Genomic DNA, 16128 nt, shown 5'->3' with positions numbered 1-16128 from the left:
ATTTATGGAGACATATATTTTATCACTAGATCAAGGCACAACGAGCTCAAGAGCCATTCTTTTTAATAAGAAAGGGGAGATCGTGCATTCCGCCCAAAAGGAATTTACACAATATTTCCCGCAGCCGGGATGGGTCGAGCATAACGCAAATGAAATTTGGGGTTCAGTCTTATCCGTTATTGCATCCGCTTTATCAGAATCTGGAATCACCCCTGATCAAATCGCCGGCATCGGAATCACAAACCAGCGGGAAACAACCGTTGTATGGGATAAAGATACCGGGAAGCCGATCTACAATGCGATTGTTTGGCAGTCAAGACAGACATCCGGCATCTGTGAGGAGCTTCGTGAAAAAGGCTATAGCGACACATTCCGAGATAAAACAGGACTTCTGATTGATCCGTATTTTTCCGGTACGAAGGTAAAATGGATCTTAGACAATGTAGACGGAGCAAGAGAAAAAGCTGAAAACGGAGAGCTGTTGTTCGGAACGATTGATTCGTGGCTGATTTGGAAAATGTCAGGCGGAAAAGCGCATGTGACCGATTTCTCTAATGCCTCCCGCACGCTGATGTTTAACATATACGAATTGAAATGGGATGATGAACTGCTTGAGATTCTGGGCGTGCCGAAATCAATGCTTCCTGAAGTAAAGCCGTCCTCTCACGTATATGCGGAGACGATTGATTATCATTTCTTCGGGAAAAAAATTCCGATTGCCGGCGCTGCGGGCGACCAGCAATCCGCATTATTCGGGCAGGCTTGCTTTGAAGAGGGCATGGGAAAAAACACGTACGGAACCGGCTGCTTTATGCTTATGAACACCGGCGAAAAAGCAATTAAATCAGAGCACGGTTTGTTAACGACAATTGCATGGGGCATCGACGGAAAAGTTGAATACGCGCTGGAAGGCAGCATCTTTGTTGCCGGTTCTGCGATTCAATGGCTCAGAGACGGATTAAGAATGTTTCAGGATTCAGCGTCCAGCGAAACATATGCAGAGCGGGTTGATTCAACAGACGGCGTCTATGTGGTTCCGGCATTTGTCGGTTTGGGAACGCCGTATTGGGACAGCGATGTGCGCGGCTCCGTATTCGGATTGACGCGGGGAACAACAAAAGAACATTTTATCCGCGCTACACTTGAAGCGCTGGCGTATCAGGCGAAAGATGTGCTTGACGCAATGGAAGCCGATTCAAATATTTCATTAAAAACGCTGCGGGTAGACGGCGGCGCTGTTAAAAATAATTTCCTTATGCAGTTCCAGGGAGATATTTTAAATGTACCTGTCGAACGTCCGGAGATTAATGAAACCACTGCGCTTGGCGCTGCCTATTTGGCAGGGATTGCTGTCGGCTTCTGGAACGACCGTTCAGAAATCGCCGATCAATGGAGCCTGGATAAACGGTTTGAACCGGAAATGAAAGCCGATCAGCGTAAAGAGCTTTACAGCGGCTGGCAAAAAGCTGTAAAAGCAGCTATGGCTTTTAAATAAATATTGAGTATGATATAATAAAATCAAGTTAATAATAACGGTCCTGAGATGAGGAGAGACCACAACACCAAAGTGCAGACATACACTTTGGCTGTTGTGGTCTCTTTTACTATATACCGTGACAACTGGGAGGAACTTAAAAATGAATCAACAATTTTCAAGTCTTGAACGGGATAATATGCTTTCGGAAATGACAAAAAAGACATATGATTTGTTTATTATAGGCGGAGGAATTACAGGAGCGGGCACCGCATTGGATGCCGCTTCAAGGGGAATGAAAGTCGCGCTCAGCGAAATGCAGGACTTCGCGGCGGGAACATCAAGCAGATCGACTAAGCTTGTCCATGGAGGACTGCGTTACCTAAAACAATTCGAAGTTAAAATGGTCGCTGAAGTAGGAAAAGAACGGGCCATCGTATATGAAAACGGCCCGCATGTCACCACACCTGAATGGATGCTGCTTCCGTTTCATAAAGGCGGCACATTCGGATCATTCTCAACTTCTATCGGCTTGAGAGTGTACGACTTTTTAGCAGGCGTGAAAAAGGCGGAACGAAGAAGCATGCTGTCCTCTAAAGAAACTCTGCAAAAAGAACCTTTGGTGAAAAAGGACGGTCTAAAAGGCGGCGGATATTACGTTGAATACCGCACAGATGACGCGAGATTGACCATTGAAGTAATGAAAGAAGCCGTTAAATTCGGCGCCGAGCCTATGAACTATTCCAAAGTTAAAGAGCTTCTCTACGAAAAAGGAAAAGTAGTCGGCGTATTAATTGAAGATTTACTGACCAATAAAGAATATAAAGTGTATGCAAAAAAAGTCGTCAATGCGACGGGCCCTTGGGTGGACCAATTAAGAGAAAAGGACCATTCCAAAAAAGGAAAGCATCTTCAGCATACAAAGGGAATTCACCTAGTATTTGACCAATCCGTATTCCCGCTAAAACAAGCGGTTTACTTCGATACGCCGGACGGCCGTATGGTGTTTGCGATACCAAGGGAAGGCAAAACATATGTAGGAACGACGGATACTGTTTATAAAGAAGCATTAGAGCATCCGCGTATGACGACTGAGGACCGTGATTATGTGATAAAAGCGATCCAATATATGTTCCCGGATTTAAATATCACAGAGAATGATGTGGAATCAAGCTGGGCGGGGCTTCGTCCGCTGATTCACGAAGAAGGAAAAGACCCTTCGGAAATTTCTCGTAAGGACGAGATTTGGACATCAGAATCAGGTTTAATCACTATCGCCGGCGGAAAGCTGACCGGCTACAGAAAAATGGCTGAGCACATTGTCAATCTTGTAAGCGACCGCTTAAAAGAAGAAGGCGGAAAGGACTTCGGTTCTTGTAAGACGAAAACAATGCCGATCTCAGGCGGACATGTCGGCGGCTCTAAAAATCTTGCTTCCTTCGTTGATGCAAAAACAAAAGAAGGCGTCGCCATCGGTTTGTCTGAAAAGGACGCTAAGCAGCTTGCCATCAGATACGGTTCTAACGTAGAGAACGTCTTCAAAAGAGTCGAACCGATGAAAGAAGAAGCTGCCAAACGCCAGATGCCGGTTCATATCTTGGCTGAAGCTGCCTACAGCATTGAAGAAGAAATGGCAGCCACGCCTGCAGACTTTTTTGTCCGCAGAACGGGCAGATTGTACTTTGACATTCATTGGGTGGAAACGTATAAACAAGCTGTTATTGAGTATATGAGCGACCGTTTCAACTGGGATGAGCAGACGAAAAACAAACACACACAACATCTGAATGAGCTGCTGCACGATGCCGTTGTGCCGCTTGATCAGTAAGAAAATTTGATGGGCTGTGCCTTAGTGGCACAGCCTGTTTTACCTTTTAGAAGATGAAATAAATGGATATATATCCCACATATATCAGCCTCCGCAGTTATCAAGTGACACAGACAGCCGCTTCATATTAAAATAACTACATAAGATAATCATTAGGAGGACGAACATGAGCTGGAATAAGAGCTATGAGCGTTGGAAACAAACAGAAGAATTAGATCCCGAAATAAAAACTTTGTTAGCTGATTTAGAGGGAAATGAGCAGGCGCTTGAAGACTGTTTCTATAAAAACCTCGAATTCGGAACCGGAGGCATGCGCGGAGAAATCGGAGCCGGTACGAACCGAATGAATGTATACACTGTCCGCAAAGCATCAGCGGGACTTGCCGCTTACATATTGCAGCAGGGAGAGGAAGCGAAAAAAAGAGGCGTAGCCATAGCATATGATTCACGCCACAAGTCACCGGAGTTTGCCATGGAGGCAGCAAAAACGCTTGCTACTCAAGGAATTCAGACATACGTGTTTGATGAGCTTCGCCCGACGCCTGAATTATCCTTCGCTGTCAGAGAACTGAAAGCTTATGCAGGGATTGTTGTCACAGCCAGCCACAACCCGCCGGAATACAATGGCTATAAAGTATATGGTGACGACGGAGGCCAGCTTCCGCCGCGTGAGGCTGATATCGTCATTGAGCAGGTAAATGCCATTGAAAACGAACTGACAATCAAAGTAGAAGACGAAAAAGTATTAAAAGAAAAAGGCTTGATTAAAATCATCGGTGAAGACATTGATAAAGTCTACACGGAAAAGCTCACTTCTATTTCCGTGCATCCTGAATTGTCACGCGAAGTCGATGTGAACGTCATTTTCACGCCGCTGCACGGAACAGCGAATAAACCGGTCAGACGCGGGCTTGAAGCACTGGGATACAAAAATGTAACGGTTGTCGCAGAACAGGAGCTTCCTGATTCGAACTTTTCAACCGTCAAATCCCCGAACCCGGAAGAGCATGCGGCGTTTGAATACGCCATTAAGCTTGGGGAAGAGCAAAACGCTGATATCTTAATCGCCACAGATCCGGACGCCGACCGCCTTGGCATTGCCGTTAAAAACGATGAAGGCAAATACACAGTGCTGACAGGAAACCAGACAGGTGCGCTGCTGCTTCATTATTTGCTTTCCGAAAAGAAAAAACAGGGCAGCCTGCCTGACAACGGAGTCGTTCTCAAAACGATTGTCACCAGTGAGATCGGCCGTGATGTTGCTTCTTCATTCGGTCTGGATACTATCGATACTTTGACAGGCTTCAAATTTATCGGTGAAAAAATCAAAGAATACGAAACATCCGGCCAATATACATTCCAATTCGGATATGAAGAAAGCTACGGCTATTTGATCGGAGACTTTGCAAGAGACAAAGACGCGATTCAGGCCGCGCTTTTAGCGGTTGAAGTGTGCGCATTCTATAAGAAACAAGGAACATCGCTATATGAGGCTTTGATCAACATTTTTAAAGAATACGGTTTTTACCGTGAAGGCTTACAATCATTAACACTGAAAGGGAAGCAGGGCGCTGAACAGATCGAATCGATACTGGCTTCGTTCAGAAGCAACCCGCCGCAGCAAATCGCCGGAAAACGAGTGGTGACAGCGGAAGATTACGCGGTCAGCAAACGAATGATCCTTTGGGAAAATAAAGAAGAGGCCATCGACCTTCCGAAATCAAATGTATTGAAATACTTCCTTGAAGACGGATCTTGGTTCTGCCTTCGCCCGTCAGGAACAGAGCCGAAGGTTAAATTCTATTTTGCCGTAAAAGGCACTTCTATGGGAGACAGTGACCAGCGTCTTGCCGCACTTTCAGAAGATGTGATGAAGACAGTAGACCGAATTGTACAAGAAACATCAGCGAAATAAACCAAAGAAATCACCAGCTTCCGGCTGGTGATTTTTTTAATCAGCCAAAAGTCTGAAAAAAATTCATCCTATAAGAGAAGAAAAAATGTGCTAATAACTGGTATAATAACAAGTACTAGAAGTAAAGCCGGAGTGAGAGAAGTGAGCAAACCAAGGGTGGAGAAATTAAGAACGTTAAAAACCATTGCGGAAACCTTGAACCAAGGGCATGATGTCAAGGTCACACTTGATGAGGTGTTAAATGAATTGCTTAGCTTGACGGGGCTTCAGTCAGGATGGATATTCCTGATAGACGCAGACGGCTCCTATACATTAGCAGCCGATGCATATTTGCCTCCGGCTTTAAGCCATAAACAAAATGTGCTGATGTGTGAAGGTGATTGCTATTGTCTGAATAAATTCAGGAACGGGAGCCTTACAAGGGCTGCCAATATAATGAACTGCAAGCGGATTGAATTGGCGGAACAATTAAACTGTTTTGACACAGAGGGCATCACCCATCATGCGACGGTTCCGCTTGAAGGCGGCGGGCGAAGCTTCGGACTGCTGAACGTTGCGGCGGCGGGAAAGACCTTATTCGACGAGGATGAGCTTCACCTGCTTGAGGCTGTTGCTTTTCAGATCGGAACGGCGATACAGCGAATGAAACTGGCCGAATATGAACAAAAAAACGCTCTCTTAATGGAGCGTAACCGCCTTGCTCAGGATCTTCACGATTCAGTCAACCAAATGCTGTTTTCCGTCAGTTTAACGGCAAAAGCGGCAAAATCATTAACAAAAGACAAGACACTTCAGGATATGATCGATTTTATCCAAACCTTATCACAAGACGCCCTTGCAGAAATGAAGTCACTCATCTGGCAGCTCCGCCCCGAAGGACTTGAAAAGGGATTGCCTTCAGCCATAAAAAGCTACGGAACGCTTATCGGGCTGACCGTTAATGTCAAGCAGACAGGGAGCCTGTCCTCTCTCTCCGACGAACATGAGCTTATGCTGTGGCGGATCGTGCAGGAGGGGCTTAACAATTGCAAAAAACATGCCGGGACGGATACGGCATATGTGAATATTGCTTCACGCGGTAAACAGATTGAACTTGAAGTCATTGACCATGGCAGCGGATTTTGTGCGGAGGCGCATGACGGGCTGCCTTCCTTGGGGATTAAAGGAATGAAGGAGCGTGCTGAAACCAGCGGCGGCCGGTTTACGATACACTCAGAGCTCGGAGCGGGCACAGTCATTTCTGTCAGCCTCCCGCATAGTGAACAGAAGGGGAGGACAATGTAATGAGAATTGTGATTGCGGATGATCACCATGTCGTACGAAAAGGGCTTCGATTTTTCTTTGCAACCCAGAAGGATATTGATGTTGTCGGTGAGGCCTCAACCGGAACTGAGGCTCTCCGCGTGATAGCGCAAACCAAACCGGATCTTGTGCTGATGGATTTATCCATGCCTGATATGGATGGAATCGAGGCGACAAAGAAAGCGGCAGCGCTTTTTCCGGGCATCAGTATTATTATCTTAACGAGTTATTCTGATCAGCAGCATGCGATTCCGGCCCTTCAGGCGGGTGCAAAAGCTTATCAGCTGAAAGATACAGAGCCTGAGGAATTGGTGAAAACACTGCGGCAGGTACATTCGGGAGAATATAAGCTCTCAAGTGCTATTATGCCCCATGTGCTGACACATATGAGGACACAACATGAACCTGAGAAGGAAAAGTACTATCAGCTGACAAGACGGGAAAAAGATGTTTTGATGGAGATTGCCAGCGGAAAAAGCAATAAAGAGATAGCCGCTTCCTTGTTTATTTCAGAAAAAACAGTCAAAACGCATGTGTCAAATCTTTTAGCTAAGCTTGATGTTGCAGACCGCACACAAGCGGCACTTTTTGCAGTCAAGCATCATTTGAATGGGGAGATGACGAATTGAATATATTAGTGATTAACGGAACCGCAAGAAAACAGGGCAGAACAAGAATTGCCGCTTCATATATCTCAGCTTTATACAACACCGGGTTGATTGACTTAAGCGAATACATATTGCCGATTTTTAATGGGGAAGCAGAGCAGTTTGAAATGGAGCGTGTTCAGCAGCTTAAACAGCGTGTAAAAGAGGCCGACGCGGTTGTTTTATTATCGCCTGAATATCATAGCGGCATGAGCGGAGCATTAAAAAATGCGATAGACTTCCTGAGCAATGAACAATTTAAATATAAGCCTGTGGCATTATTGGCAGTGGCAGGAGGCGGAAAAGGCGGTATTAATGCTTTGACGAATATGCGAACAGTCATGCGCGGAGTATACGCCAACGTCATACCGAAGCAGCTTGTGCTTGATCCCGTCCACATTGATTATGACAATGCCGCTGTAACAGAAGAGATGGAAGTCAGTATAAAAGAATTAATGGAAGAACTGAAAATGTTCGCAAAAGCAGGAAATCCCGGCATCTGATATGCCGGGATTTTTTTATGTCAAAAGTGCCAATTGATCTTGATAGGTCAGTTCTGTGGCATGGTCAATATAACGGAGAAGAGAGTACAGTTCCTTTTCAAGAACACCGTAATCATGTTCAAAGTGGTACGCGTGCAGAAAATGCTCAATACGTTTTGACAATAAATCGTCTTCTGTGCGCACCATTAAAATCAATAAGTTATCCCACTGTGAACGATGAGTGTAATATAACGCTTTATCATAATCCGCATAATTCAACTGAATCGCTTCTCCTTTCTTGTGAGAAGTTCGTGTTTAGTTTATGCAGCGGATGATTTTATTGACCGGGGAAAAGTTGGCGTTTGCGTCAGTAGCGGAGTAGCAATATGAGGGAGACATAAAAATCAATGCGTTTTACATGAATGCCGGATTGAAATTGGGAAACCCTATGACATGACATAAATCTAGGCACAGGAGAATTTGAAAATGAAATCACTTCCGTATACCATTGCCCTTCTTTTTTGCGGCCTTTTGATCGTTTCCATTGCTGCGAAAGGGCACTCAACAAATCCGAATGAGTCAGTGCAGAAGTGGGAGCAGCTCGCCTGGAGCAAGATTCAGGATGAATATAAGGGCGCTTCTTTATCTGATTATGCTTATATGGGGCGAACTGAGGTTAATGACGAACAGACAAAAGACGTCTTTCGTGTGACGGTCAGCCGGAATAAAGAAACATTTTCTGCTCATGCAGAGGTCTATTTTCATCCGGTGACAAAGCATATGATCAGCATCAACGTCTTTCGGCTGTAAGGCAATGAAAAAACTGTACAGCCCTAAGGCCATACAGTTTGAACCGTTTATAAATAACGTTTTGCTCCGAGGTAGCGCTGTTTCCAATAGGAATTGCTCATCTTTGAGATGACGACGCCTGAATCGTTGGCATTAATAAATTCGCCATTTCCGAGATAAATGCCGACATGGGAAGGGCCCGCGGCATACGTTGTGAAAAAGACAAAGTCGCCGACTGACGGCTGGCTGACCGGTTTCATGACATTCCAATAACCGGCCGCTGTTAACCTGGAGACAGAAGTGACTTTATTTAGTGCATAATAGATAAAACCGCTGCAATCAAAACCTGAAGGCGTTGTGCCGCCCCAGCGGTAAGGCACTCCTAATTGTTGTTTGGCAGCCGCAATCATTTGGTTAATCTTCGTGCTTCTTGAGCCTGTGCTTGTTGAAGGCGAAGATGTAGAAGGAGTGGAAGCCGTGCCTGAAATCGTTAATTTCTGGCCGACTTGCAGCACATCTGTTTTTAGATTGTTTTTATCGCGGATCTGCTGGGCAGTCACATTGTACTTTTGCGCGATCACCCATAGAGAGTCGCCGCTTTTCACAGTATAAACCGTTGTCTTCCCTGATCCGGTATTCTTCGACGGTGAAGTTGAAGAATTCGATGATGTGCCTGATAGCTGCAATACTTGTCCGACTTGCAGCACATCTGACTTTAATTTGTTGCTGTTTCTGATTTGCTGAACAGAGACATTGTGCTGATTGGCGATTTTCCAGAGAGAGTCGCCGCTTTTGACTATGTATTTAGTTGATGATGACGGCTTCGTCTTTGATGAATTGTTTGAGTTGGAACTTGTTTTATCAGAAGCCGTTCCTTTTATTTTTAATACTTGCTTCACATAAATGGTATCTGATTTTAAATTGTTCAAAACCTTTAATTCGCCGATGGACATATTGACTTTGTTTGCGATTTTCCAAAGTGAATCTCCGAGCTGAACCGTATAAGTGCCTGAAGCTAACGTTTTTTTGTTGCTCTGGGACGATTTGTTTGAGCTTGATTTGGAATTGGAAACGGTTCCTGAAACCTTTAATTTTTGTCCTGCACGAATGAGATCGCTGCTGAGCCCGTTTAGTTTTTTAAGTTCCTGAACAGACATTTTAAAATCGCTTGCAATCAGCCACAGTGAATCGCCGTTTTTGACTGTGTACACAGAATTTCCGCTCTTGGCTGATGATGAAGAGGTAGATGAGCTTGATTTTCCGTTTGGAATGTCGAGTGTTTGTCCGATCGACAGCACCGTGCTCTTCAGATGATTTGCAGACTTAATTTTGTCAATGGTTGTATTATAGTTTTGAGCAAGTTTCCATAAAGAATCACCGCTTTTTACCTTAATGGTTTGTGCCTCTGCCGGTGTTACAGCAATGGTTGTGCCTACGATCGCGGATGCTGTTAACCCTGCCGCTAATTTCTTTTTCATATGAATCTCCTTTTCCCCCATGAAAAGTATTTTGCTTTTTTCTTAAAACAATGTGCCTTATTTATTTTTAAGATAATTTTAAGGAAAAAAACAATCATTATTTTTATTATCGGCTGGATAAGCATTTCATTTCGTCTTTTTTGACAGATCGGTTATATTTTCCTATGTTTTGTTTGAAAAAAATACATAAAAAAAGAAGGAAACGCGTTCCTTCACTCATTTTAACAATCGCATGATGTCCTGCTTGTTTTTGACTAAATCGCCCAGTGTGTACTTGTCCAGCACTGAGAGATATGCCAGAAGCGCTTCGTTAAATACATGCTTCAATCCGCAAACCGGAGAAATAATACAAAGATTCTTACCCGAATCAAAGCATTCGACAATATTAAAATCATCTTCCGTTTTACGGACTACCTCTCCGATGTTGATGTCTTCAGGTGCCATACCTAAACGTATGCCGCCGCCCCGGCCGCGGATGGTTTCCACATAACCAAGCTGGCCGAGCTGATAAATGACCTTCATCAGGTGGTTTTTTGAAATTGAATACGTTTCTGCGATTTGTTTTATATTGCAAAGATCTTCTGTATGTTGGGTGGCCAAGAAAATCAAGACCCGTAAAGAGTAATCTGTATAATTTGTTAATTTCATAATATGACCTCGAAATAAGAGATTTCTTCTATCTTATCATAATCTATTATAAAATGAAAAAAAAGGAATTAAGCCAAAAAAACAGGCATAAAAAAAGAGTGAGCCGATAAGCTCACCCCGAGATGCGAGGCTGCGGCCGGTGGTGTCCGCGAAGATGGCCATTACCGTCATAATACGCTTGTTGGAGGTTATCGAACGTAATAAATAAAAGAACTGTTAGGTGATAAAATGTAAAGAAGGGTAAAATTACCTTCGGGGTGCGGGCTGAAGAAGCAAAAATTATATTTAAAAACAGACCATACAAGGTCTATTGGAGTTGATTTTTATCATAGCATTCTTAGAGAATCTGTCAGAGTTAAGCCATTTGGTGCTTTTATTTTGTGCTTTTATTTTTTACAGGAAGCTAAAGAAAACTAACAGAGAAAGAAAGCTAACCATTTTTGAAATAATACTTATGTTCCTCATAGCATTTGGTGCATTTTCTTGGGCTGTATCATTTGTTATTTTGAAAACATACTAGGGCGGTTAGGGGGGTCTTCAGTTACTGCTTCGGCCGCTTTTGTTTACTGATTTCGGTGTTTTGAATTTTGCGGTCGATCTTTGCTAAATAGTTAGCAGCGAAGTCTTTACCGCCAAGTCCAGAACGATAAGCCGAATGCGAGGGCAAACCCGCCCAGCACAATAATAAATGCTGAATTGACAATTGTATCTGCTACTCCGAGCTGGTCAAGAGCCATAAAGAATGACAAGGCGATAATGGTATACTTCGTGATCGCTGCCAATGATTTGAATTCCTGCCCTTTGATCACACTGGCCAGCAGTTTGCTGACAAGCTGTCCGGCATAAAGGCCGAGTGCGAGAATAAAGACAGCGACAAATACATTCGGCAAATAGGCAATGATTCCTGTTGCGATCACCACGAGGAAGTGAAGCTGAACAATTTGCAGCGCCTCGGCTGTAAACAGCAGAATGACAACAATTTGAGCAATCATGCCGACGATTTGCGCGAGCGATAATTTCGCCGGTTTCTGAGTTTGGTAATTTACTGAGAGAAGAACTAAGCATGTCTGCAACATTCAATGGGTATCGCTCCTTTTTGAAAAAATTATATGCGTGTTTAACCACTCGGATATTTAGCAAACCACTTGAGTGTGTTTCTTTATTTATCCTTCCAGTTCTTGATAGTCCCTAAAGAAAGTTCTTTTTCACATTTCATCTTTTGACAGGGTGGCTCATACATTATAGATAAGTCCAAGTAGGGGGGATTCGGTTGAACGTGGAGGAAAAGAAGGATTTGCAGCGGGCAATTGAGGAAATTACCGAAATTGCAAAGGGATTCGGCCTTGATTTCTACCCGATGAGATATGAAATTTGTCCAGCGGAAATTATTTATACATTTGGAGCGTACGGCATGCCTACAAGATTCAGCCACTGGAGCTTCGGCAAGCAGTTTCACAAAATGAAGCTGCATTATGACCTTGGATTAAGCAAAATTTATGAACTGGTCGTCAATTCAGATCCATGTTACGCCTTTTTACTGGACAGTAATGCGCTGATCCAAAATAAATTGATTGTCGCTCATGTGTTAGCCCATTGTGATTTTTTCAAAAACAATTGCCGTTTTCAAAATACGAAGCGGGACATGGTTGAGAGCATGGCGGCAACGGCTGAGCGTATCAAATATTATGAACGGGTACACGGAACAAAGGAAGTAGAATCCTTTCTAGATGCTATTCTCGCGATTCAGGAGCATATAGATCCGTCACTTGTGCGCCCGAAGTTGTTGTGGAGTATGGATGATGAGGAAGAAGAGGAGGGCGCGGCAGCCACCCCGTACGATGATCTATGGGGATTGGATGAAAAAAAGAAAACACAAGAGAAAAGAAGAGTGAAAAAGCATTTTCCTCCCCAGCCTGAAAAGGACATCCTGCTCTTTATTGAAGAACATTCACGTGAGCTTGAACCGTGGCAGCGTGATATTTTGACAATGATGAGGGAGGAAATGCTCTACTTTTGGCCGCAGCTTGAAACAAAAATTATGAATGAAGGCTGGGCTTCCTATTGGCACCAAAGAATTATCCGCGAGCTTGATTTAACCTCTGATGAGTCCATTGAATTCGCAAAGCTGAACGCCGGCGTTGTGCAGCCGTCCAAAACGGGTATTAACCCATATTATTTAGGGCTGAAAATCTTTGAAAATATAGAAGAAAAGTATAATAACCCAACCGAAGAGATGAAAAAAATTGGAGTGAAGCCGAATTCGGGCCGGGAAAAAATGTTTGAAGTCAGAGAAATTGAATCGGATATATCGTTTATCCGCAATTACTTAACGAAGGACTTAGTCATGAGAGAGGACCTGTACTTATTCCAAAAGCAGGGAAGAGATTACAAAATTGTTGATAAGGAATGGCAGTCTGTCCGTGATCAGCTTGTCAGCATGCGGGTTAACGGAGGGTTTCCATATTTAACCGTCAATGACGGAGATTACTTGAAAAACAATGAGCTTTATATTAAGCATTGGTACGAAGGAATCGAATTGGATTTGAAATACTTGGAGAAGGTCCTTCCCTACTTGTATCAGCTGTGGGGCAGAAGCGTTCACATTGAATCGATTCTTGAGGATAAGCCGGTGATGTTCTCTTATGACGGAAAAGGGGTGCATCGGCGGTATTTATAAAGTAAAAAAGGATGCAGGCAGCCTGCATCCTTTTTTTATGTTATTTTCCCGTTTTTAAGATCTTAAAAATCTTTTTCGCCTGGTCCGTGTTGTTGATCAGCCCGGCGAATTTTTCTTTCCCTGGTCCGTACGCATAGACGGGAACCTCTTCACCGGTGTGGTCAGTACTTGTCCAGCCGCTGTTAGAACGGGTGTTGAAAAGCTTGATGATCGCTTTGTAGGCGCCTTTGTTCTGATCAGCTTGAGCGGCTGCTTCGACAGTTTTTATTTCCTCGGCGGTAAATGTAAGATCAGTATAGCGGGCAAGCACATCCTTAGCAGGTTTTCCCTCGGCTATCTTCTTCGCCATAAATTCAGGAGTCCGCTTCGCCGCTAAAATCGGTTTGGCGTGCCAATTCTTTTCGCCGTTTGCGCCGATTGTAAAACCTCCGGTCGTATGGTCAGCAGTTGCGATGACAAGGGTGTGCTTATCTTTTTTTGCGAACTGAATCGCAGCTTTATAAGCTTTTTCAAAATCCTTCACTTCACTCATTGCTCCGACAACATCATTATCATGTGCGGCCCAGTCGATTTGGCTGCCTTCCACCATTAAGAAAAATCCTTTTTTGTTTTGATTAAGACGGTCAATAGCCGAACTTGTCATGTCTTCAAGCGACGGAGTCTGGCTGTCACGGTCTAAGGCTTTCGCAAGCCCTCCATCGGCGAATAATCCAAGGATCTGTTTGTTTTTATCTTTTTTTAATTCACGCTTTGTCGTTACATAACTATAGCCTGTTTTCTTAAATTCTTCCGTTAAATTTCTGTCTTTACGGTTGAAATATGTTTTTCCGCCGCCAAGCAAGACGTCAATTTTTTGTTTTCCGTTAATTTTATCATCGAAATAGCTATTTGCGATTTGATTCATATTTTTTCTTGATTCATTATGTGCGCCGTATGCTGCTGGGGTGGCGTGATTGATTTCAGAGGTTGAGACAAGTCCGGTCGATTTTCCTTGCTCTTTTGCTTCCTCAAGCACGGATTTAACTCTTTTTTTGTTTTTGTTTACGCCAATCGCGTTGTTATACGTTTTGACGCCGGTTGAGAGAGCAGTGCCTGCCGCCGCCGAATCTGTAATATTGTAATCGGGATCATCAGGGTAAGTCATCATCATGCCGGTGAGGTTAGGATCAAATTCGGTGAGCTTCATATCGTTCGGGGTCTTGCCGTTATTCTTCAGAGAGCGGTATGCGTTTATGTATGGCGTTCCCATGCCGTCTCCAATCATCACAATGACATTTCTGATTTCGTTCTTGTCTTGTTTTTTGGCGTCCGCTTTTTCTGCCTGCTGAAACTCAATACCGGCGAAAATTCCGGCTGTCAGCACTGAAACAGCAGCAAGCGGCAGGAGCTTGGCCTTCACATTTTGAAAAAATTTCATTGTCCGAATACCTCCTTTGATTATTGTTCTGCACGTATTATGGTAGCGAAACTTTGTTAAATACGGCTGTTGTTTGTATAAAAAGCAGGTAAATCATTGTTAGAAATGTAAAGGTGAGATACTTTTTTATCTTTCCGTATATCAGGAAAAAGCATTCGTTTTTTTCATTAAGATGTGAGTACAGGAGAAAAATTATTGGAGAAAACAGTGATCTTGAGAATATGCCATACAGAAGATTTGACATGCTGGCAAATGAGAAGTTCTCTTCATAAAAGATACAATTTTTGGACTGCTCATACTGACTTAAAGGTTATGTGATGTTTTCGGATCTCCTTATCTCTTCCTTCTTTTTGATATATTTCTAAATATAGAGATTGAAAGAAAAATAACATGACAAACGGCTGCGGTTTTTGTCACTTTTGAAATGAAATTGAAATATTTTGTACCCTTAAAAACTTTTTTTAAAAACGAATTAGTAAGAAATTTGTCACAGGAAGTCAAGTCTATTTCTATTGGGAATCTATCCTTATAATAGAAAACAGATAAATGATCAAAAAAGACAATGAATGAGATAGGTATATATAGGGAGGAAATCATGAAAAAGCAAATTATAACAGCTACAACAGCAGTAGTTTTGGGGTCAACTTTGTTTGCAGGAGCGGCGTCTGCACAAAGCGTCAAAGTGAAAAAAGGCGATACTTTATGGGGATTGTCCAAAAAATACGGCACATCTATCAACAGCATTAAATCAGAAAACAAACTAAAATCAGATATCATTTACATAGGACAAACGTTATCCGTTAACGGAAAATCGTCCTCAACAAGCTCAAGCAGCAGTTCTTCATCATCATCTACTTATAAAGTAGTGAGCGGTGACAGTCTTTGGAAAATTTCGAAAAAATACAGCATGACAATTAACGAATTGAAAAAATTAAACGGCCTAAAAACAGATTTAATCCGCATCGGCCAGGTTCTTAAAGTAAAGGGCTCAAGTTCAAACCAAAGCTCGTCAAATGTTTCTGCATCAAAACCGTCTACATCATCAGGCAGCAACGTGTCATCAACGTCACTTAATGTAAGCAAGCTTGTATCTGATGCAAAAGCGCTCACTGGCACTCCGTATAAATGGGGCGGAACAACTACTTCTGGTTTTGACTGCAGCGGATTTATCTGGTACTTGCTGAATAAACAAACAAATGTGGGCAGAACAAGCACTGCGGGATACTGGAGTTCTATGAAGAGCGTATCAAACCCGTCTGTCGGCGACTTTGTTTTCTTTACAACATATCAAGCAGGCCCTTCTCACATGGGTGTGTATATCGGAAACAACAAGTTCATCCATGCAGGATCTGATGGCGTGCAGACAAGCGATCTGAACAACAGCTATTGGAAACCTCGTTATCTTGGCGCAAAACGTTTCTAATTGCCTTTTGAAACCCGTTCATTGAACGGGTTTTTTATTATTACATTA

13 protein-coding genes and 1 pseudogene are annotated in these 16128 nt (G+C 43.2%); 9 read left to right on the top strand and 5 right to left on the bottom strand.

Translation table 11 applies throughout. The features are described from left to right. Nucleotides 1-4: 4 nt before the first annotated feature. The 6 genes from glpK (at nt 5) to GXP75_RS04905 (ending at nt 7669) form a co-directional block, all read left to right on the top strand. Complete coding sequence (gene glpK, locus GXP75_RS04930; RefSeq protein WP_061572450.1) at nt 5-1495, top strand: glycerol kinase GlpK; 1491 nt, start codon at nt 5-7, stop codon at nt 1493-1495. A 142-nt stretch (nt 1496-1637) separates the two neighbouring features. Next, on the top strand, nt 1638-3302 hold the full coding sequence (glpD, locus tag GXP75_RS04925) for a glycerol-3-phosphate dehydrogenase (protein ID WP_214918382.1): 1665 nt from the start codon (nt 1638-1640) through the stop codon (nt 3300-3302). 166 nt (nt 3303-3468) lie between these two features. Further along, nucleotides 3469-5217 carry a phospho-sugar mutase gene (locus tag GXP75_RS04920; protein ID WP_242556243.1) on the top strand — a complete coding sequence of 583 codons (1749 nt, stop codon included), beginning with the start codon at nt 3469-3471 and terminating at the stop codon, nt 5215-5217. A gap of 141 nt (nt 5218-5358) precedes the next feature. Beyond that, complete coding sequence (locus GXP75_RS04915; protein ID WP_242556242.1) at nt 5359-6501, top strand: GAF domain-containing sensor histidine kinase; 1143 nt, start codon at nt 5359-5361, stop codon at nt 6499-6501. Then, nucleotides 6501-7148: a response regulator gene (locus tag GXP75_RS04910; protein ID WP_242556241.1), complete on the top strand. Its 648-nt coding sequence runs from the start codon at nt 6501-6503 to the stop codon at nt 7146-7148. Before GXP75_RS04915 ends, GXP75_RS04910 begins: the two co-directional genes overlap by 1 nt. Then, a complete protein-coding gene (locus tag GXP75_RS04905) occupies nt 7145-7669 on the top strand; it encodes an NADPH-dependent FMN reductase (protein WP_088116817.1) in 525 nt (174 codons plus the stop codon). Before GXP75_RS04910 ends, GXP75_RS04905 begins: the two co-directional genes overlap by 4 nt. Before the next feature lie 15 nt (nt 7670-7684). Here the strand turns inward: GXP75_RS04905 and GXP75_RS04900 are convergent, their stop codons facing one another. Continuing rightward, nucleotides 7685-7927 (bottom strand): YhdB family protein, encoded by a 243-nt coding sequence (locus GXP75_RS04900; protein WP_003327825.1) that lies wholly within the window; start codon nt 7925-7927, stop codon nt 7685-7687. A gap of 207 nt (nt 7928-8134) precedes the next feature. On the opposite strand from GXP75_RS04900, the gene GXP75_RS04895 reads away from it, so the two are divergent. After that, nucleotides 8135-8458 (top strand): YqzG/YhdC family protein, encoded by a 324-nt coding sequence (locus GXP75_RS04895; RefSeq protein WP_214918374.1) that lies wholly within the window; start codon nt 8135-8137, stop codon nt 8456-8458. Nucleotides 8459-8505: 47 nt separating this feature from the next. On the opposite strand, the gene lytF is transcribed toward GXP75_RS04895, so the two are convergent. From lytF to GXP75_RS04880, 3 genes and pseudogenes are all read right to left on the bottom strand, one after another. Next, nucleotides 8506-9915, bottom strand: coding sequence for a peptidoglycan endopeptidase LytF (gene lytF / locus GXP75_RS04890; RefSeq protein WP_242556240.1), 1410 nt, complete (start codon nt 9913-9915; stop codon nt 8506-8508). 216 nt (nt 9916-10131) lie between these two features. Then, complete coding sequence (gene nsrR / locus GXP75_RS04885) at nt 10132-10563, bottom strand: nitric oxide-sensing transcriptional repressor NsrR (RefSeq protein WP_003327822.1); 432 nt, start codon at nt 10561-10563, stop codon at nt 10132-10134. A 541-nt stretch (nt 10564-11104) separates the two neighbouring features. Beyond that, nucleotides 11105-11591: pseudogene (locus GXP75_RS04880) on the bottom strand (mechanosensitive ion channel family protein); the annotation flags it as partial. Between the two features lie 242 nt (nt 11592-11833). Between GXP75_RS04880 and GXP75_RS04875 the strand changes: the two are divergent. Further along, nucleotides 11834-13240 carry a SpoVR family protein gene (locus GXP75_RS04875; protein ID WP_061572460.1) on the top strand — a complete coding sequence of 469 codons (1407 nt, stop codon included), beginning with the start codon at nt 11834-11836 and terminating at the stop codon, nt 13238-13240. Nucleotides 13241-13280: 40 nt separating this feature from the next. Here GXP75_RS04875 and GXP75_RS04870 read toward each other — a convergent pair whose 3' ends face one another. Beyond that, on the bottom strand, nt 13281-14657 hold the full coding sequence (locus GXP75_RS04870) for an alkaline phosphatase PhoA (RefSeq protein ID WP_277990659.1): 1377 nt from the start codon (nt 14655-14657) through the stop codon (nt 13281-13283). 595 nt (nt 14658-15252) lie between these two features. Here GXP75_RS04870 and GXP75_RS04865 point away from each other — a divergent pair. Then, nucleotides 15253-16080 carry a C40 family peptidase gene (locus tag GXP75_RS04865; RefSeq protein ID WP_061572462.1) on the top strand — a complete coding sequence of 276 codons (828 nt, stop codon included), beginning with the start codon at nt 15253-15255 and terminating at the stop codon, nt 16078-16080. The last annotated feature ends 48 nt before the right edge of the window (nt 16081-16128 follow it).

It is taken from the genome of Bacillus sp. HU-1818, assembly GCF_022695965.1.
GTDB lineage: Bacteria > Bacillota > Bacilli > Bacillales > Bacillaceae > Bacillus > Bacillus atrophaeus.
Note: the sequence above shows the minus strand (reverse complement) of the source record. Positions and strands in the feature narration are given on the sequence as shown.